The organism is Kitasatospora sp. NPDC091257 (assembly GCF_044757675.1).
Taxonomy (GTDB): domain Bacteria; phylum Actinomycetota; class Actinomycetes; order Streptomycetales; family Streptomycetaceae; genus Kitasatospora; species Kitasatospora lactacystinica.
The window spans coordinates 1-16,815 of the sequence record NZ_JBIVVI010000003.1 but is presented as its reverse complement, the minus strand read 5'-3'; the positions used below and the strand labels follow the sequence as shown (position 1 = coordinate 16,815).

General features: G+C 75.3%; 18 protein-coding genes. 12 read left to right on the top strand and 6 right to left on the bottom strand.

The annotated features are described in order from the left end of the window. Positions 1-160 precede the first annotated feature (160 nt). The 6 genes from ACIQOV_RS00345 to ACIQOV_RS00320 all read left to right on the top strand — a co-directional run bounded on the left by ACIQOV_RS00345 (position 161) and on the right by ACIQOV_RS00320 (position 6,420). The gene (locus ACIQOV_RS00345; RefSeq protein WP_401043180.1) at positions 161-913 is read left to right on the top strand and encodes a thioesterase II family protein; all 753 of its coding nucleotides are present in this window, start codon (positions 161-163) and stop codon (positions 911-913) included. Positions 914-1,131: 218 nt separating this feature from the next. Next, complete coding sequence (locus tag ACIQOV_RS00340) at positions 1,132-2,370, top strand: styrene monooxygenase/indole monooxygenase family protein (protein WP_401043178.1); 1,239 nt, start codon at positions 1,132-1,134, stop codon at positions 2,368-2,370. Positions 2,371-2,513: 143 nt separating this feature from the next. Then, a complete protein-coding gene (locus ACIQOV_RS00335; protein ID WP_387694333.1) occupies positions 2,514-2,969 on the top strand; it encodes an archease in 456 nt (151 codons plus the stop codon). A gap of 41 nt (positions 2,970-3,010) precedes the next feature. Next, positions 3,011-4,447, top strand: coding sequence for an RtcB family protein (locus tag ACIQOV_RS00330; protein WP_401043176.1), 1,437 nt, complete (start codon positions 3,011-3,013; stop codon positions 4,445-4,447). 147 nt (positions 4,448-4,594) lie between these two features. Beyond that, positions 4,595-5,590, top strand: a complete 996-nt coding sequence (locus ACIQOV_RS00325) for an ABC transporter ATP-binding protein (RefSeq protein WP_401043174.1) — start codon at positions 4,595-4,597, stop codon at positions 5,588-5,590. Then, positions 5,587-6,420 carry an ABC transporter permease subunit gene (locus ACIQOV_RS00320; RefSeq protein WP_401043173.1) on the top strand — a complete coding sequence of 278 codons (834 nt, stop codon included), beginning with the start codon at positions 5,587-5,589 and terminating at the stop codon, positions 6,418-6,420. Before ACIQOV_RS00325 ends, ACIQOV_RS00320 begins: the two co-directional genes overlap by 4 nt. Before the next feature lie 161 nt (positions 6,421-6,581). Here ACIQOV_RS00320 and ACIQOV_RS00315 read toward each other — a convergent pair whose 3' ends face one another. Beyond that, complete coding sequence (locus tag ACIQOV_RS00315; RefSeq protein WP_401043172.1) at positions 6,582-7,280, bottom strand: NUDIX domain-containing protein; 699 nt, start codon at positions 7,278-7,280, stop codon at positions 6,582-6,584. Positions 7,281-7,367: 87 nt separating this feature from the next. Between ACIQOV_RS00315 and ACIQOV_RS00310 the strand changes: the two genes are divergently transcribed. Continuing rightward, positions 7,368-8,126: a DeoR/GlpR family DNA-binding transcription regulator gene (locus ACIQOV_RS00310; protein ID WP_401043170.1), complete on the top strand. Its 759-nt coding sequence runs from the start codon at positions 7,368-7,370 to the stop codon at positions 8,124-8,126. A 92-nt stretch (positions 8,127-8,218) separates the two neighbouring features. On the opposite strand, the gene ACIQOV_RS00305 is transcribed toward ACIQOV_RS00310, so the two are convergent. From ACIQOV_RS00305 to ACIQOV_RS00290, 4 genes are all read right to left on the bottom strand, one after another. Beyond that, a complete protein-coding gene (locus ACIQOV_RS00305; RefSeq protein ID WP_401043168.1) occupies positions 8,219-8,866 on the bottom strand; it encodes a transglycosylase family protein in 648 nt (215 codons plus the stop codon). 487 nt (positions 8,867-9,353) lie between these two features. Further along, positions 9,354-9,728 carry a transglycosylase SLT domain-containing protein gene (locus tag ACIQOV_RS00300; protein WP_392863032.1) on the bottom strand — a complete coding sequence of 125 codons (375 nt, stop codon included), beginning with the start codon at positions 9,726-9,728 and terminating at the stop codon, positions 9,354-9,356. A gap of 429 nt (positions 9,729-10,157) precedes the next feature. Then, positions 10,158-10,601, bottom strand: coding sequence for a hypothetical protein (locus tag ACIQOV_RS00295; protein ID WP_401043167.1), 444 nt, complete (start codon positions 10,599-10,601; stop codon positions 10,158-10,160). 92 nt (positions 10,602-10,693) lie between these two features. Beyond that, positions 10,694-11,605, bottom strand: a complete 912-nt coding sequence (locus ACIQOV_RS00290; RefSeq protein ID WP_401043165.1) for a LysR family transcriptional regulator — start codon at positions 11,603-11,605, stop codon at positions 10,694-10,696. A 189-nt stretch (positions 11,606-11,794) separates the two neighbouring features. Between ACIQOV_RS00290 and ACIQOV_RS00285 the strand changes: the two genes are divergently transcribed. Then, entirely contained in the window at positions 11,795-12,475 is a 681-nt protein-coding gene (locus ACIQOV_RS00285) for a type 1 glutamine amidotransferase domain-containing protein (RefSeq protein WP_401043163.1), read from the top strand. A gap of 99 nt (positions 12,476-12,574) precedes the next feature. Here ACIQOV_RS00285 and ACIQOV_RS00280 read toward each other — a convergent pair whose 3' ends face one another. Next, entirely contained in the window at positions 12,575-14,110 is a 1,536-nt protein-coding gene (locus tag ACIQOV_RS00280) for a carboxylesterase/lipase family protein (protein ID WP_401043161.1), read from the bottom strand. A 112-nt stretch (positions 14,111-14,222) separates the two neighbouring features. Here ACIQOV_RS00280 and ACIQOV_RS00275 point away from each other — a divergent pair, with 112 nt between their 5' ends. The 4 genes from ACIQOV_RS00275 to ACIQOV_RS00260 all read left to right on the top strand — a co-directional run. Next, positions 14,223-14,852, top strand: a complete 630-nt coding sequence (locus ACIQOV_RS00275) for a TetR/AcrR family transcriptional regulator (RefSeq protein ID WP_401043159.1) — start codon at positions 14,223-14,225, stop codon at positions 14,850-14,852. A gap of 51 nt (positions 14,853-14,903) precedes the next feature. Continuing rightward, positions 14,904-16,001, top strand: coding sequence for a TIGR03617 family F420-dependent LLM class oxidoreductase (locus tag ACIQOV_RS00270; RefSeq protein ID WP_401043158.1), 1,098 nt, complete (start codon positions 14,904-14,906; stop codon positions 15,999-16,001). A gap of 228 nt (positions 16,002-16,229) precedes the next feature. After that, complete coding sequence (locus ACIQOV_RS00265) at positions 16,230-16,634, top strand: hypothetical protein (RefSeq protein WP_380540982.1); 405 nt, start codon at positions 16,230-16,232, stop codon at positions 16,632-16,634. Then, positions 16,631-16,815: FAD-dependent oxidoreductase (locus ACIQOV_RS00260; RefSeq protein WP_401043156.1), on the top strand; the 185-nt coding region annotated here is incomplete at its 3' end. The genes ACIQOV_RS00265 and ACIQOV_RS00260, both read left to right, overlap by 4 nt.

Genomic DNA, 16,815 nt, shown 5'->3' with positions numbered 1-16,815 from the left:
GCCGCAGGCAGGGCCGCCCGGCCACCGGCCGCGAGCGGGCCCGCGACGGGCGAGAATCGGCCTACCCGGGGACCATGATCGCCGGATCGGCCCGCGGCCGCCCCCGGCACTGCCAGACTGAGGCCGGCAGAGTCCGTCACGGAGAGAGGTCACACCCCGCATGTCCAGCAGCGCCGTCGTCGAGAATCCGTGGTTCCGCAGGTTCAACCCGTCCGACTCCGCGCCCGCCCGGATCGTGATCTTCCCGCACGCCGGCGGCTCGGCCAGCTACTACCTGGAGTACGCCAACGCGCTGGCGCCGCACGCCGATGTGCTCGCCGTCCAGTACCCCGGCCGGCAGAACCGCATCGGCGAGCCGACGATCGGCTCGGTGACCGGGCTCGCCGAGCAGCTCGCCCGGGAACTGCGGGAGTGGGCGGACCGGCCGCTGACCTTCTTCGGGCACAGCATGGGCGCGGCCGTCGCCTTCGAGACGGTCCGGTGCTTCGAGCGCGACGGCGTGAAGGGGCCCGACCGGCTGTTCGTCTCGGCCGGCCGCGCGCCCTCGCTGCCCCGCACGACCAGGATCCACCAGCTGCCGGACGACGAACTGCTCGCCGAGATCTCCGCGCTCGGCGGCACGGACGAGCGGGTCCTCGCCCTCTCCGCCCTGCGCGAGCTGATCCTGCCGAGCCTGCGGGCCGACTACACGGCCGTCGAGACCTACCGCAGCGCCCCGGACGCGACCGTGTCGCTGCCGATCACCGCCCTGGCGGGGGAGTCCGACGTGCACGCCACCGTCGACCAGGTCGGCCAGTGGGAGCGGCACACCACCGGCGCCTTCGACCTGCGGGTCTTCCGGGGCGGGCACTTCTACCTGGCCGACCGGACCGCGGACGTGGTGGAGGTGATCACCGCGCACCTGCGCGGCTGAGCCGGTCCGGGTGGGCACCCGGAGCGGCGGCCCACCCGCGGCGGCCCCGCGAAGGTCCTGCGGCGCCCTGCTACGGCCCGGCGGCGCCGCGAACGGGCGCCGCGAACCGGACACCGGGTCGGCCCTCGAACCGACGTGCCCGAACCGGTGACCGGAGCGCTCCCGCTCGACTACTGTGCCTGGTTGACGGCCCATCAGCAGATCATCGGGAGGCAGCCGTGCGCCGGATCGCCGTTGTCGGAGCGGGCCAGGCCGGCCTCCAGCTCGCGCTCGGGCTGGTGGCGGACGGGTACCGGGTGACGCTGGTCGCCGAGCGCACCCCGGAGCAGCTGCGCGCCGGCCGGGTGCTGTCCACCCAGGCGATGTTCGGCCCCGCGCTGCGGATCGAGGCGGCCGCCGGGCTGGACCTCTGGGCGGATCGGGCGCCGTCCGTCTCCTCGGTGGAGGCGGTGCTGGCGGCGCCCCCGGGCGTGCGCGCGCTGGAGTACACCATGACGCTGGACGAGCCCGCCCAGTCGGTGGACCAGCGGCTCAAGCTGGCCGGCTGGCTGGAGCTGCTGGCCGAGCGCGGCGGCGAGATCGAGTACCGCACGCTGGACCGCGCCGGACTGCACGAGCTGGCCCGACGGCACGAGCTGACCGTGGTCGCCGCCGGGCGCGGCGCCCTGTCCGGGATCTTCGAGCGCGACGCCGTCCGCTCGCCCTTCGACCGGCCGCAGCGGGCCCTGTCCTGCCTGTACGCGCACGGCGTCGGCTCGCCGGCCCCGGCCGCCGGCCCGAGGGCCCGGATGAACGCCCTGCCGGGCCTCGGCGAGCTGTACCTGCAACCGGCGCTCACCCTCTCCGGCCCCTGCGACATCCTGCTCTGGGAGGCGATCCCCGGCGGCCCGCTCGACGCGTTCGGCGACGCCCCGCCGCCGGACGTCCAACTGGCCCGTATCCGCGAGCTGTTGGGCGAGTACCTGCCCTGGGAGGCCGAGTTCTGGACGCAGGCCGAGCCGACCGACGCCGGGGCCGGGCTGTTCGGTGCCGTCACCCCGGTGGTCCGGCGTCCGGTGGCCGAACTCGGCTCGGGCGTGGAGGCCGTCCACGTGCTGGGCCTCGGCGACGCGGTGGTGGTGACCGACCCGATCACCGGCCAGGGCGCCAACAACGCCGCCCGGGCGGCGGAGGCCTGCCGCCGGGCGGTCGTCGAGCACGGCGACGCCCCGTACACGGCCGACTGGATGTGCCGCAGCGCGGAACGGTTCTGGCAGCAGCAGTCCCGCCACAGCGTGGAGTTCACGGCCGCGATGCTGACCGTCCCGGAGCACCTCCAGGCCGTGTTCGCGGCAGCCGCCGAGCACCCGGAGGTCGGCCGCCGGCTCGCCAACACCTACGCCGAGCCGAGCGACCACGCCGCCTGGCTGGCCACCCCCGAGCTCACCGCCGCCTACCTGGCCTCGGTCGGGTGGTGACCGAGGTCGGGTCGTAACCGAGGTCGGGGCGCCGCCGAGGTCGGGAAGCAGCCGGGCTCGGGCGCGGCGACCCGCACTTGCCGCCGGGCGGTCCGCGGGACGACGCTGGAGGGGAACGGCAACGAGCACGGGAGGCGTCGCCCGTGGACGGACACGAGCCCGCGGGCCGGTCCGCCGTCGGCCACCGGAGCGTGCCGCACACGGCCGACCTGCAGGTCGAGGCCTGGGCACCGACGGCCGAGGGCTGCATCGGCGAGCTGGTGCGCGCCGTCGTCGCCGGCTTCGCCGACCTCGGCGGCGCGCGGATCGTCGGCGAGCGGGACTGCACCGTCCTCGCGGTGAGCGACCCGGACCTGCTCGCGGGCGTCCTGGAGGAGGTCGTCTACCGGATGGACGCCGACGGCGAACTGCCGGTGGCGGTGGCGATCGGGCCGATCGAGGGCCTGGACGGCGCCCGCCGGGTGACGGTCCGCTTCCGGATGGCCGACGCCGCCACGGCCACCCTCGTCGGCGCCGTACCGAAGGCCGTCGCACTGCACGACCTGGACCTGAGCGCCGGACCGGACGGCTGGACCTGCCGGGTCACCGTGGACGTCTGAGCCCGGCCCCGAGCGAAGCGGACCGGACCTGCGGGAGCGGGGTGAGCGAGGTGGAGATCGCACTGGTCGAGGCGGGCCGGAACCGCTGGCGGATCGAGCCGCGGCCGCCGATGCGGGTGCCCGGCGTGGTGTTCGCGACCGCTGCGCTGCTGCCGCAGGCCGCCGGGGACAAGGCCCTGGAGCAGGTGGCGAACGTCGCGACGCTGCCCGGGATCGTCCGCGCCTCCTACGCGATGCCCGACGTGCACTGGGGCTACGGCTTCCCGATCGGCGGGGTCGCCGCCACCGACGTCGAACGGGGCGGGGTGGTCTCCCCCGGCGGGGTGGGCTTCGACATCTCCTGCGGGGTCCGGCTGCTGGCGGCCGGCATCGGCCGGGACGAACTCGACCGCGAACGGCTCGACCGCCTGATGGACCTGCTGGACCGCACCGTCCCGCGCGGCCTGGGCCGGGGCGGCCTGTGGCGGCTGTCCGGGGCGGAGGAACTGGACGAACTCCTGCTCGGCGGCGCCCGCTACGCCGTCGAGCACGGCCACGGCGTGCCCCGCGACCTGGAACGCTGCGAGGACCGCGGCGTGCTGGCCGGTGCGGCCCCCGGCGAGGTGAGCACCCGGGCGGTCGAGCGCGGGCTGCAGCAGGTCGGCAGCCTCGGCTCGGCCAACCACTTCCTGGAGGTGCAGGCCGTCGACCGGGTGCACGACCCGGGGACCGCCGCCGCCTTCGGACTGCGGCCCGGCCAGGTCTGCGTCATGATCCACTGCGGTTCGCGCGGCCTCGGCCACCAGATCTGCACCGACCACGTCCGCGCCATGGACCGAGAACTGCACCGCTACCGGATCGAGGTCCCCGACCGCCAGCTCGCCTGCACCCCGGTCGACTCCCCGCGCGGCCGCGCCTACCTGGGCGCCATGACCGCCGCCGCCAACTACGGCCGGGCCAACCGGCAACTGCTCTCGGAGTCGGCCCGCCGCGCCTTCGCCACCGTGCTCGGGGTCGGACTGGAACTGGTCTACGACGTCTCGCACAACCTCGCCAAGCTGGAGACCCACGAGGTGGACGGCGAGCTCCGGACGCTGTGCGTGCACCGCAAGGGCGCCACCCGGGCCCTGCCGCCCGGCGACCCCGACCTGCCCGCCGACCTGGTGGCGGCCGGGCAGCCCGTGCTGGTGCCCGGCACCATGGGCACCGCCTCGTACGTCATGGTCGGCCTGCCCGGCAACGAGGCCTTCCGCTCCGCCTGCCACGGCGCCGGGCGGGTGCTGAGCCGCCACCAGGCGCTGCGTACGGTCCGCGGCGAGCAGCTGAAGAGCGAGCTGGAGGCACGGGGCATCGCGGTGCGGCCGGCCTCCTGGCGGGCACTGGCCGAGGAGACGCCCGAGGCGTACAAGGACGTCGACGCGGTGGCCGCCGTCACGGAGGCCGCCGGGCTCGCCCGCCAGGTCGCCCGGCTGGTGCCGTTGGGCGTGTGCAAGGGGTGAGCCCGGGGGAGCGAGGGGTGAGTTCGCCGCACCGGTCCGGGCGCGTCCCTCGACTCGCCCGGCCGGGCGCGCTTTGATGTCGGACGCATCCGTCACCGTCACCGGAGCGCGCCCGTCCCGCGAGCGTGTCCGTCACAGGAGGTGGTCATGCCGGGGAACCCGGAGCCAGCCGTCGACCGCCGGAGCGCCGGCGACGGCCCGGTGATCGAACTGCGCTCGCTCACCAAGCACTACGGCGGCACGGTCGGCATCGACCGGCTGGACGTGTCGGTCGAGGCCGGCGAGGTGTTCGGCCTGCTCGGCCCCAACGGCGCCGGGAAGACCACCACGCTGCGCTGCCTGGTCGGCCTGCTCAGCCCCAGCGACGGGCAGGTGCGGGTGCTCGGCCTGGACCCGGTGGCCGACCACGGCCGGCTCGCCCCCTCGATCGGCTACCTGCCCGGCGAACTGCGGCTCTACCCCGAGCTCACCGGACAGCAGACCCTCGACCTGCTCGCCGCCCTCCAGGGCGCGCCGGTACCGCGCCAGCAGGAGCTGTGCGATCGCCTCAAGCTCTCCCGCGCCGACCTGGCCCGGCCGGTGGGGCAGTACTCGCGCGGCATGAAGCAGAAGCTCGGGCTCGTCCAGTCGCTCCAGCACCGGCCGCCGGTCGTGGTGCTGGACGAACCGAGCGAGGGACTCGACCCGCTGGTCCAGGAGACCTTCTACGAACTGCTCGCCGAGGAGACCGCCGCCGGGCGGACCGTCCTGCTCTCCAGCCACGTGCTGCCCGAGGTGCAGCGGACCTGCGGCCGGGTCGCCATCGTCCGCCACGGCCGGCTGGTCACCGTCCGCTCGGTGGCCGAACTGCGCCAGGCCCGGGCCCGCCGGGTCCGGCTGCTCCTCGACGACGGGCGCGGCGCCAGGCCGCTCGGCACCGCGGAGCGCTGGTCCCCGCGCTGGGACGGCCCCCGGGTCGAGCTGCTGGTGCCACCGGACGAGGTGGTCGCCGCGGTGCGCGACCTGCTCGCCGAACAGCCGGTGGCCGACCTGACGGTGGAGGAGGCGGGCCTGGACGAGGCCTTCCTCGACCTCTACCGGTCCGTCGGGGCCGAGGAGCACGCGAACGGCGGCAGCCTCCCGGAACCGGAGGAGCGGCCGTGAACCCGGGCACCGTCAACCGCCGCCTCCCGCTGGTCTGGCTCGCCCTGCACCGGCGCCGCCGGATGCTGCTCTCCCTGCTGTTCGGCATGGTCGTCTTCGAGACCCTGATCGTGGTGATCGCCGGGACCGTCCCGACCGGCGACCTGTTCGGCGAACGCCGCACCCCGCCCGGCGCGTTCAAGGCCTTCAGCGGCTCCAACGGCGACGTCTCCATCGCCAGCTACCCCGGTCTGCTCGGCGCCGGACTCACCCACCCGTTCTGGATCGCCCTCCAGCTGACCGTGATCGGCTCGCTCGGCGCCGCCGCCGTCGCGGCCGACGTCGAGTCCGGGACCATCGAGCTGCTGATGACCCGCCCGGTCTCCCGTCGCCGGCTGCTCGCCGAACGGGCCGGCGCCCTGATCGCCGCCACCGTGCTGCTCAACGCCGCCGCCACGCTGACCCTCGCGCTCGGGGTGGCGGCCTCCGCCACCCTGCGTGCCGCCGTCCCGCTGAGCGCGGTGTTCACCGCCGGACTGCTCGGCTGCGCCCTCGCGTTCTGCCTGACCGGGCCGGTGCTGGCGGTCTCCGCGATCAGTCGGCGGCGGGCCCACGTGATCGGCGCGGCCGTCGCGTTCGGCGCGGTCGGCTTCGCGCTCAACTTCGTCGCGCTGGCCTGGTCCCCGGCCAGGTCGCTGCGCTACCTCAGCCCGTTCCACTACTACGCGCCGGGCGACGTGCTCGGCCACGGCGGAGTGCCGTGGGCGGCCTTCGGCGTCCTGCTCGGGGTGGGGCTGATCGGGCTGGCGGCGGCCTTCCGGCTGCTGGAACGCCGGGACCTGGCGGCCTGAGGCGGGCCGCCCGGTCGTCCGTCATCCGCGGGTCGGCGAGCGGACCGCTGTGCAGGTCGGTGGCGTGGAGGGTGGTGCACCGCGGCCGTGAACGGCCGCCGCGGTCGAGCTGTCGCGGCTGCCGCCGCTCGACATCACGGGACTACGGGACAGCGCGTGACTCACGAGTCCTCGGCCGCCCCGGACCGGGCGGCCGGCGCGGCGGCGAAGGGCCCGTTCAGGGCGGCCCACTGCAGGAGCAGGATGGTCTTGCCGTCGGTGATGCGTCCGTCGCGGACCATGGCGAGGGCGTCGGCGAAGGGCAGTTCGAGCACCTCGATGTCCTCACCGTCCTCCTCGAGTCCGCCACCGGTTCCGGTGCGGTCGGCCGGGGTGTAGGGGGCGGCGTAGAAGTGCAGGCGCTCGGTGACGGAGCCGGGGCTCATGTAGGCGTCGAGGACGTGGGTGAGCGGGCCGAGCGTGACGCCGAGTTCCTCGGCGCTCTCGCGCCGGACGGCGGCGAGCGGGTCGTCGCCGTCGAGCAGCCCGGCGGCGGCCTCGACGAGCATGCCGTCCGGGTGGTCGTTGACGTACGCCGGGTAGCGGAACTGGCGGGTGAGCAGCACCAGGCCGCGCTCGGCGTCGTACGGCAGGACGACCGCGCCGTTCCCGCGGTCGTAGGTCTCGCGCTGCTGGGTGACCCAGCGTCCGTCGTGGCGCCGGTAGTCGAAGGTGGTGCGGCGCAGGACGTGCCAGCCCTGCGAGGTGAGTTCCACGTCTCGCACCACGACGTCGGGGTTGCGGGTCAGGTCGCGTCCGGCGCGGTCGAGGCCGGTGCGGCCGCGGTGGTCCGGGATGTCGGTCCCGGGGCGGGGGGTCACGCCGCCCCCTGCGGGACGAGCATGGGCTTCTCGGTCATGGCGCGCTACGATACACGCAGAAACGTGCAAGAACAGGAGAAAGTACGGATGCTGGCTGCCGAGAGACGTGACCACCTGCTGGGCCTGCTCGCCCGCGAGGGCAAGATCGTGGCCAAGGGCGTCGCCGCGGACCTCGGCATCTCCGAGGACAGCGTGCGCCGCGACCTGCGCGACCTGGCCGCCGAGGGACTCTGCCAGCGCGTCTACGGCGGGGCCCTGCCCGTCTCCCCGGCCGTCGCGGACTACGCGGCCCGGCAATCGGTCACGCCGGACGGCAAACGGCTGGTCGCCGCGGTCGCCGCCGCGCTCGTCCGGCCGGGCGGCGCCCTGATCCTGGACGGCGGCACCACCGCGCTCGCCGTCGCCCACGCCCTCCCGCCGGACCTGGCCTGCACCGTGATCACCCACAGCCCGACGATCGCCGCCGCGCTGCTCGACCATGCCCGGGCCGAGGTCTTCCTGCTCGGCGGCCGCCTCTTCAAGCACTCGGCGGTCACCTGCGGCGCCGCCGCCGTCGAGGCCGCCCAGAACGTCTCGGCCGACCTGTGCCTGCTCGGCGTCACCGGCGTGCACCCCGAAGTCGGACTGACCACCGGCGACGCGGACGAGGCCGCGATGAAACGCGCCCTGGCCGCACGGGCCGCGGACACCTACGTCCTCGCCTCGTCCGAGAAGATCGGCACCGCCTCCCGGTTCCGCGTCCTGCCCTGGGAGGACATCAGCGGACTGATCACCGACGCCGATCCCGGCCACCCGGTCCTCGGTCAACTCGCGACGCGCGGCGTGGAGATCCTTGCGGCCGGCTGACAGCTACGGCGCGAACACCGGATCGCATGCTCGGCCGAGGGCCGGAGGAGTCCGCAGGGGCGTGCACGTTCGTTCGCGTTCGTTCGCGTTCGTCAACGCAGCGCGAGGACCTGGCCGGGCAGGAGCAGGTCGGGGTCGTCACCGATGACCTCGCGGTTCAGTTCGTGGAGGGCCGGCCAGTCGTCCGGGACGCCGAGGGTCTGAGCGATACCGCTGAGGGTGTCGCCGGGTCGCACGGTCCAGGTGTCCGAATCGTCGCCGGTCACGTCGTCCGAGGCGGCGTCGTCGGCGCGGAGCAGGGGCGCGGGGGAGTGGGGCCGTGCCTGTGTCGGGCGGTGGTCACGGGCGGCGTGCTCGACGGTGTGGTCGCCGCCGTGGGCGGCACGCCTTCCGCAGGCCGGCCACGGGGCCAGGCCGCGGCGTGCGGCGAGGTTCTCGGCCACGGCGATCTGCTGCTCGCGGGTGGCCTGGTCGGCGCGGGGCGCGTAGCCGAGGCCTCCGTTGGAGCGCCAGGTCCCCGCGTCGAACTGCAGTCCGCCGTAGTAGCCGTTCCCGGTGGCGGCGTTCCAGCGCCCTCCGCTCTCGCACCGGGCGAGGGCGTCCCAGTCCACGCCCGTCCGGACTCCCGTGGCCGCGCCCGCGGCGGACGACGCCGTGGCGCTGCCGACAACTCCGGCGAGAGCGAGCAGGGGAAGCAGGAGGGCGAGGACCAGGCGACGGACCACGGACAGCGGTGACATGAAAGCTCCGCACCTTCGGGAACAGGGACCGGGCATCGGAATGCCCTCTCCACCCATGCACAAGGCGGGGCGCCGACAGTTGCCGACAGGACGGGATCTCGTCCGGGCGGCGGTTCGACACCACCCGAACGCCACCCCGGCCGCGGCGCGGAGCCGTGCCGCGGGTCGCGGTCCTCGCGCTCCCGGTGCCGCCCGGTCCGATGCTCCGACCGCGCACTTCCACCGGGTGGGCAGTCACATCGCCCGTACCGGTCGGGAGGTGGCCGAACGTCAGAGTTCGGGGAGCCGACCGGCCACCCGGGCCGCCGTCAACGGTTCCGGTGCGAGGCGGCGGTCGCGGGCCGGTTCTTCCGGTTGGTGTGTGCGGGGGTGGTGGAAACGGCGCGAGGGCCTGTGCTCGCGCGGGATGCGCGGGCGCAGGCCCTCGTGGGTCACTCCGGTGGTCCCTGTCCGGCCCCCGGGGTGAGGGGGAAGCCGGTGTGTCGGCTTAGTACCAGTGGTGGGACTGCCAGAAGTTCCAGGCGGCGTTCGGGCTGCCGTAGCGGGTGTTCATGTAGTCCAGCGCCCACTTGATCTGGGTGGAGGGGTTGGTCTTCCAGTCCGCGCCGGCCGAGGCCATCTTGGAGGCCGGCAGTGCCTGGCCCAGTCCGTAGGAGCCGGAGCTCGGGTTGGTCGCGGTCACGTTCCAGCCCGACTCGTGGGAGATGATCTGGCTGAACGAGGCCAGCTGGTCCGCCGGGACGATCTGGGCGGCGATGGCCTGCGGGGAGGCCTCGGCGGCGGAGGCGACGGCGGGGACCACGGCGGCGCCCAGGGCGGTCACACCGGCGGCGCCGGCGAGAATCGCGGCAGAGGTACGCATACGGAGCTTGAAAGCGGGCATGTAGAGCAAGACCTCGTTCGGGTTGGGCCGGTGTCACGCCCCGTGTCGACCGTGGCCGGACAGGGGCCGAACGGTCGCGGGGTGTGACGCGGCGGGAAGCCGTCCACCGGCGGGACAGGAGCCGGTGTGGCTGGCGACGAATGCCAAGTTGCCAGACCGGATCGGCCCCCGCCAAGACCCCCTCGCTACGATCCGCCGTCGTAGCCGCGCGCCCGGCTCCGATTCCAAGGAGCCGCCGCCCCGGGCGCCTCGACCCCTCCCCGCCTGCGCGAACACGTTCCGCCCCGTGGCAGAAGACGGGCAGAACGGACACTGCTAGCCGTCGTCGTTCATCGCATCCGTGTGTGAGCGCCCTCACCGCCCCGGGTTCGGCGGCATCGCTGACGGGCCCGCCGCCGTCACACCGGGTCACCACCGACCGGCCGCTACTGAGACCCCCGCCACACCCCGCCGACGCGGGCGGCCGTCCGACGAAGGCAGCCACGGCTGGCGGCCCCGGACGGTCGGCAGCGCGGTCCAGCGGCGGACGGACCCGGCGGCCGTGGCCACCGCCAGACCGGCACCGAGGGCGCACAGGGCGCACAGGACGCCCACGACGTGGCCCCATTCGCCGACCCGCAGGGCCGGCAGCCAGCAGGCGGCGGCGGTCAGCGACAGGGAGACGGCCTTGAGGCGGCCCGGTCCAACGGCCGGGAGAAGCGGGCCCGGCTGGTGCTGCGCCGGCGTGCCGAGCGCCGGGCCCGGCACATCGAACGCGCGGTGCGCGAGGAGCGCAACGCGGCGGCCCGGGACCTGCACGACGTCGTCGCCGGCGACGGGTGGCTTCGCCCGGACGTCCACGACGACGGCCACATGGACGGGTTGGAATTGCCGCCGGACTGTCGGCTGCCAAGCTGCTGGCTGCTGGAACGGCGTGGCCCGGCGGCCCGAGGCGGGCCGCCGGGTCAGGCCCAGGTGCGGGCCGCGGCCAGCAGGCGCTCGCGGACCAGGGCCACGTGCGGGTTGGCCGAGCCGGCCGGGCGGCGGACCAGGTACGCGGTGTTGATCGGCGGATCGGCCGGCTCGTGGAGCAACCGCAGGGCCCCGGTGGCGAGTTCGGCCCGGCACAGGTAGCCGGGCAGTACGCTCCAGCCCGCGCCCGCGGTCACCGCCGCGACCACCGCCCGCAGGTCCGGCACGGTGACCGCGGCCCGGGCGTGCAGCCGTCGGTCGAAGACGTGCCGCCAGTAGCGGCGCGCGATCGGCAGGTCCTCGGCGTAGCTGAGCAGCGGGACCTCGGCCAGCGCGCCGGGCAGCTCCCGGCCGGCCAGCCGTTCGGCCCAGAGCGGGGCCGCGACCAGGACGAACTCCTCGTCGGCGAGCGGTTCGGCGAGCAGCGTCCGGCCGGGCGGCCGCCGGGTGGCGATCACCAGGTCGTGCTGCCCGGCCCGCAGTTCCGCCAGCAGGGGGTCGGTCAGCCCATTGGTGACCCGCAGCTGGACGCCCTCCGCGACGAGCGGGGCCAGCTCCGCCAGCAGGACGGTGCCGAGGAACTCGGCGGGCCCGGCGAGGTGGACCGGTTCCGGCACGCCGCCAGCGCGCCCGTCGGCGAGGCCCGCGAGGCGGTCCAGCGGCCCGGCCAGCCGGGTGGCGAGGTCGTCGGCGTACGGCAGCGGGCTGACCCCGCGCGCCCGGCGCTCGAACAGTTCCCGGCCGAGCCGTTGCTCCAGCGCCCGGATCTGCGCGGTCACCGTGGACTGGGACAGGCCCAGCAGATGCGCGGCCGCGGTGAAGGAGCCCGCCCGGTGCACGGCGAGGAAGGTCCGCAGCTGGTTGAGGTCCAGCGGGCCGGAGCCGGTGGTCGGCCGATCGCTCATGCCGGCGAGCCTACGGGATTCCGATGGCCGGCCGGCGGGCTCGACGGTCCGGGTGAGGTATCGGAATCCCGATGCCCGGTATCGCGTGGCCCATTGGTTCCCGCAGGCAGGGCGCGTCTAGCGTCGACGGCGTGAGCGCCGCGGCGGACCGTCGCGGCGAGGACCGCGGCACCCCTGGAGGCACACCCCATGGCCGACATCCTGTTCGTCGTGACCGGCTCGAAGGTCTGGACGCTGAACGACGGCACCGAGCATCCGACCGGCTTCTGGGCGGAGGAGGCGGTCGTCCCGTACCGCGCCTTCACCGGGGCGGGCCACCGGGTCGCGGTCGCCACCCCGGGCGGCGTCGTCCCGGTCGCGGACCGGGCCAGCCTGACCGACCCCGAGCTGGCCGAGGAACTGGCGAAGATCGCCGAGTTCCGGCAGCCGCTGGTGCTGGCCGAGGTCGACCCGGCCGACTACGACGTCGTGTTCTACCCCGGCGGCCACGGCCCGATGGAGGACCTGGCCGTCGACGCCGACTCCGGTCGGCTGCTCACCCGGGCGCTCGCCTCGGGACGCCCGCTGGGCGTGGTCTGCCACGGCCCGGCCGCGCTGCTCGCGGCACGGACCGAGGGCGGCGGCTCGCCGTTCGCCGGGTACCGGGTGACCGGTTTCACCAACGCCGAGGAGGTCCAGGCCGGCCTGGCCGACCGGGCGCCGTGGTTGCTCCAGGACCGGCTGGTCGCGCTGGGCGTGGACTTCGAGGAGGGCGAGCCCTGGGCGCCGCACGCGGTGGTCGACCGCAACCTGGTGACCGGCCAGAACCCGGCCTCCTCGGCCCTGGTGGCCGCCGGGCTGCTGAAGCTGCTGGCGGAGTCGGCGAAGTAGCGGCTGGGGCGGGGCCCGGCGCGGCGGTGCTGCGGCGCGGCGCCCGACGTCGCCGGGCGGGCTCCCGTCGTGCCGGGCCTCCGTCGTGCCGGGCGTCCGTCAGCGGAGGTCGTAGGCGGTGAGGGGATGGCCCGCCCAGATCCGGTGCGTGGCCTGTTCCGGGTAGCGGACGGTCCGCGAGCGGGCGTCCAGGACCCGGGTGAGCTGCCCGTCCGGTTCGAAGGCGGGCCACCCCGGGTCGCCGGTGGTCGCGAACCGGACCCAGGCCCGTCGCAGTTCCGCCGAGACCCGGACCGCCTCCGGCGGGGGCGGGTCGCCGAGGGACTGCCGTGCCGGCGGGCTGTCCAGGCTGCCGAAGGCGAGCGGCACGTCCAGGCCGTGGCAGGCGCCGAAGGCGCCGTCGAGAGCGGGCGCGGGCAGAGCGAGCTCGAAGAGGTACGAGGTGCCGCCGGCGGCCGCGTTGGCCTCGGCGAGTCGGACGGACGGCACCCGGAACAGGGCGTCGGAGCCGACGGTTTCCAGGAGTTCGGAGGGCGTCGCCCCCGGGAAGGCGGCCCGGTAGGCGTCCGGGCCCCCCGGCGGCGGGGCGAACAGCTCCAGCATCAGCCGGACCTCTTCCTCGGTGAAGCCGCCGTGCCGGCCGCTGAGCACGCTGAACAGCCGGAACTCGTCCCGGGTGTGACCGACCAGCAGGTCCACGCCGGCGGTGAGCGCCGACCAGGGCGAGCCCGGCAGGACCTCGCCGTCGACCACCGGGACGGTGGCGATGCCGCTGTGCGCCAGCCGGCCCCAGCGCGCGAGGCGGGCCGGCAGCGCGGCGCCCAGGTCGGTGACCGCCGAGGCCAGGCGCCAGGGGTGCACCTCGGCCAGGGCGGCGGCGGTGGGGGCCGTGCCGAGCAGCTTCGCAAGTTCGGCGGTGACCTCGGCGGCCAGCGCGGGAGTGCAGTGGTTGCCCGGCACCGAGTGGGCGACGGCCCGCCGGAAGAGGCCGCGGGCCCGGTTCGTCGAGAGCAGGGCGGCGACCGAGCCGGCGCCCGCGGACTGCCCGGCGACGGTCACCCGGGCCGGGTCCCCGCCGAAGCGGGCGATGTTGCGCCTCACCCAGTGCAGGGCGGCGATCTGGTCCAGGAAGGCCCGGTTGGCGGGGGCGCCCGCCAGCAGTGCGAAGCCCTCGGCGCCGACCCGGTAGTTGATGCTCACCACGACCAGTCCGGCGGTGGCCAGGGCGGTCGGGTCGTACAGCGGGTCGCCGGCGGTCCCGGAGATGAACCCGCCGCCGTGGATCCAGACCAGCACCGGCAGTCCGGCCGCGCCCGGATCGGGCGTGCAGACGTCGAGCGTCAGCCAGTCGGTGTCCTCGGACGCTCCGGACGTGCTGGCGGGCATCGGCCCGGACTGCGGGACGACGGGCCCGAAGGCGGTGGCCTCGCGGACGCCGTCCCAGGATTCGGGCTCGACGGGGGCGGCGAAGCGGAGGGCCCCGACGGGCGGTCGGGCGTAGCGGATGCCGCGGAAGACCGCGAGCTCGCGGGCCCCCGGCCGCGCGTGCTCCTGTTGCTGTTCCTGGCCGCGCCGCGCTGCCCAGCGGCCGCGGACGAGTCCCTCGGTGGTGCGGATGACGGGCTGTTCCGGCATGTGGGCGCTCCTCCCTCGGAAGGCTCTTCCCACGTTATAGGTCAGCTGTATTATGTCAAGTGTATGAAAAAGAATCCGCAGTGCGCGGAGCGAGGACGAGGAGCCGCCGCCGATGCCGAAGCAGGTCGACCACCGGGAACGCCGGGAGACGATCGCCCGCGCGCTGTGGCGGGTCGTGGAACGGCGCGGCGCCACCCACCTGACGATGCGCGAGGTCGCGCAGGAGGCCGGAATCTCGCTCGGGCAGCTCCAGCACTACTTCGGCTCCCGGGCGCAGATGCTCTCCTTCGCGATGGACTTCGCCGGCGAGCAGAGCGCGCAGCGGGTCGGCCTGGCGATGGGAGCGCTCGGCGGGCGGCCGCATCCGCGCGACGTGCTGCGGGTGATGCTGGTCGAGCTGCTGCCCCTGCACGCCGACGCGCGGGCGACCAGCCGGATGAGCGCCGCCCACGTGCTGGAGGCGCTGCACGACGAGGAGGTCCACGCTCGGGCGCGCGGCGGCCTGCTCCAGGGGCGGGCGATGGTCGAGCAGGTGGTCCGGCAGGCGATCGCCGACGGGCAGCTGGCGCCCGACCGCGACCCGGTGGTGGAGACGGACCTGCTGCTCGCGCTCACCGGGTTCGCCACGCTGCTGGAGCTGGACGTGGTCGGGCCCGACGCCGTGCTCGCGGCCGTGGACCGGCACCTGGACCGGCTGTTCGCGGTGCCGGGAGACGTGGGCGGGGACGTCGACGGCAGGTGACGTGGCAGGCTACCCGGGTACCACAGCCGCCCGCGACCAGGAGCCCAGCCCATGGACCGACCCGCCACCCTCCGGCCCGCCGCCCCCCGACCCGCCGCCCTCGGGCTCGACGCCACCGCCTCCGGGCACCCGGCGGGCATCCTGGACGCCGCCGAGCGGGCCGAACGCCGGGGCATGGACCGGCTCGTGGTGGCCGAGACCGCGTACGACCCGTTCCTCCAGCTGGCCCGCGCGGCCGACCGGACCGAGTCGATCGAGCTGGCCACCGGCATCGCGGTGGCCTTCGCCCGGACCCCGATGACCCTCGCCTACCAGGCCTGGGGACTGCACGCGGCCTCCGGCGGACGCGCCGTCATCGGGCTGGGTTCGCAGGTCAAGCCGCACATCGAGAAGCGCTTCGGAATGCCCTGGGACCGTCCGGCCGCCCGGATGCGCGAGTACGTGCACGCGGTGCGGGCGATCTGGCACAGCTGGCAGACCGGCGAACGGCTGCGCTTCCGGGGCGAGTTCTACACCCACACGGTGATGACGCCGGTGTTCTCCCCGGACCCGGTCCCGTCCGGCGTGCCGCGCATCCTGCTGGCGGGCGTCGGGCCGCTGATGACCCGGACCGCCGGGGCGGTGGCCGACGGCTTCCTGAGCCACCCGTTCTCCTCCACCGCCTACCTGGCCGAGCAGGTGCTGCCGGGCCTGACCGAGGAGCGGGCCCGGGCCGAGGCGGAGGGCGCCGCATGGACGGAGCGGCCGTTCGAGGTCGTCGGCAGCGTGCTCACCGCCACCGGCCGCACCGAGGAGGAGCTGGCGGCCAACCGGGCCGCCACCCGCGAGCGGCTCGCGTTCTACGCCTCCACGCCGGCCTACCGTCCGGTACTGGCGCAGCACGGCTGGGAGGAGCTCCAGGAGGAGCTGCACACCCACTCGGTGCGCGGCCGCTGGGCGGAGATGGCCGCGCTGATCGACGACGAGGTGTTCGACGCCTTCGCGGTCTGCGGTCCGGTGGAGGAGGTCGCCCGGGAGATCCACCGCCGGTACGCGGGTCTGGTCACCCGGCTGTCCGTCAGCCTGCCCGAGGACGCCGACCCGGAGCTTGGCCTGGACGTCCTGGCGGCCGTGCGGGCGCTGGGCCGACCGGAAGCGGACGCCGGATGATCGTGATGCGCGGCCGACCGGACAAGGGGTGACGAAGTCCGGGCAGATTCGTGCAACGCGTTTCCGGTGGTGAGGAGGCGCGGCATGATCGCGGTGGCAGGCCGGGTCGTCCGGTGGACGGGTCGACCCGGGCCTGCCGCGTTGTGGGGCCTGTCGCGCCGTACGGACCGTTGCGCCGTCCGGCCTGTCATGCCTCGGCCACCCGTTGCCGACCATGGGGGTGCCCGCGTGCCCGTGTCCGACGACCGCCCGGCCGACTACGACCTGGCGGAGTGCTGGGACCCCGTCGCGAACCAGTACGTCGACGCCCTGGCCGACCTGGACGAGTTCCTGCGCGTCTGCGCCGAGCTGACCGGATTCGACGTCCCCGAACTGCGCTCCACCGGCATGGCGGACGAGCACCACCGCACCACGCTGGCCCACCAGGTGCGCGACGAGCACGCCCTGGTCCACCTCTGGTACGTCGGCGCCTGGCCCGGCGAGGCACCCTCCTCCGCCCGGGCCCACGACCAGGGACTGGTCTGGCGGACCTTCCACGCCGTCCCGCCCGGCTCCGCAGCCCCCGGCCACGGCAGCTGGGCCGAGGCACCCCGAAGCGCAGTGGCGCCGGACAACGGCGGTGAGCGCCGATGAGCGCCCGCTGGGACGCCGTCGTGGTCGGCGCGGGCTTCGCCGGGACCCTCGTCGCCCACCGCCTCGGTGCGCAGGGCTGGCGGGTCCTCGTCCTGGAAGCCGGACGGGCCGCGCCCACCGGCGCCGAGACCGCCACCGCCCACCGCGCGGCCGGCGGCGGACCGCCCACCTCCCCCTACCC

What these genes read in the sequence shown, in the direction of transcription:
- ACIQOV_RS00345 (WP_401043180.1), top strand. Translation starts at nt 161, where the DNA reads ATGTCCAGCAGCGCCGTCGTCGAGAATCCGTGGTTCCGCAGGTTCAAC.
- ACIQOV_RS00325 (WP_401043174.1), top strand. Translation starts at nt 4,595, where the DNA reads ATGCCGGGGAACCCGGAGCCAGCCGTCGACCGCCGGAGCGCCGGCGAC.
- ACIQOV_RS00310 (WP_401043170.1), top strand. Translation starts at nt 7,368, where the DNA reads ATGCTGGCTGCCGAGAGACGTGACCACCTGCTGGGCCTGCTCGCCCGC.
- ACIQOV_RS00305 (WP_401043168.1), bottom strand. Translation starts at nt 8,866, where the DNA reads ATGTCACCGCTGTCCGTGGTCCGTCGCCTGGTCCTCGCCCTCCTGCTT.
- ACIQOV_RS00300 (WP_392863032.1), bottom strand. Translation starts at nt 9,728, where the DNA reads ATGCGTACCTCTGCCGCGATTCTCGCCGGCGCCGCCGGTGTGACCGCC.
- ACIQOV_RS00290 (WP_401043165.1), bottom strand. Translation starts at nt 11,605, where the DNA reads ATGAGCGATCGGCCGACCACCGGCTCCGGCCCGCTGGACCTCAACCAG.
- ACIQOV_RS00285 (WP_401043163.1), top strand. Translation starts at nt 11,795, where the DNA reads ATGGCCGACATCCTGTTCGTCGTGACCGGCTCGAAGGTCTGGACGCTG.
- ACIQOV_RS00280 (WP_401043161.1), bottom strand. Translation starts at nt 14,110, where the DNA reads ATGCCGGAACAGCCCGTCATCCGCACCACCGAGGGACTCGTCCGCGGC.
- ACIQOV_RS00275 (WP_401043159.1), top strand. Translation starts at nt 14,223, where the DNA reads ATGCCGAAGCAGGTCGACCACCGGGAACGCCGGGAGACGATCGCCCGC.
- ACIQOV_RS00270 (WP_401043158.1), top strand. Translation starts at nt 14,904, where the DNA reads ATGGACCGACCCGCCACCCTCCGGCCCGCCGCCCCCCGACCCGCCGCC.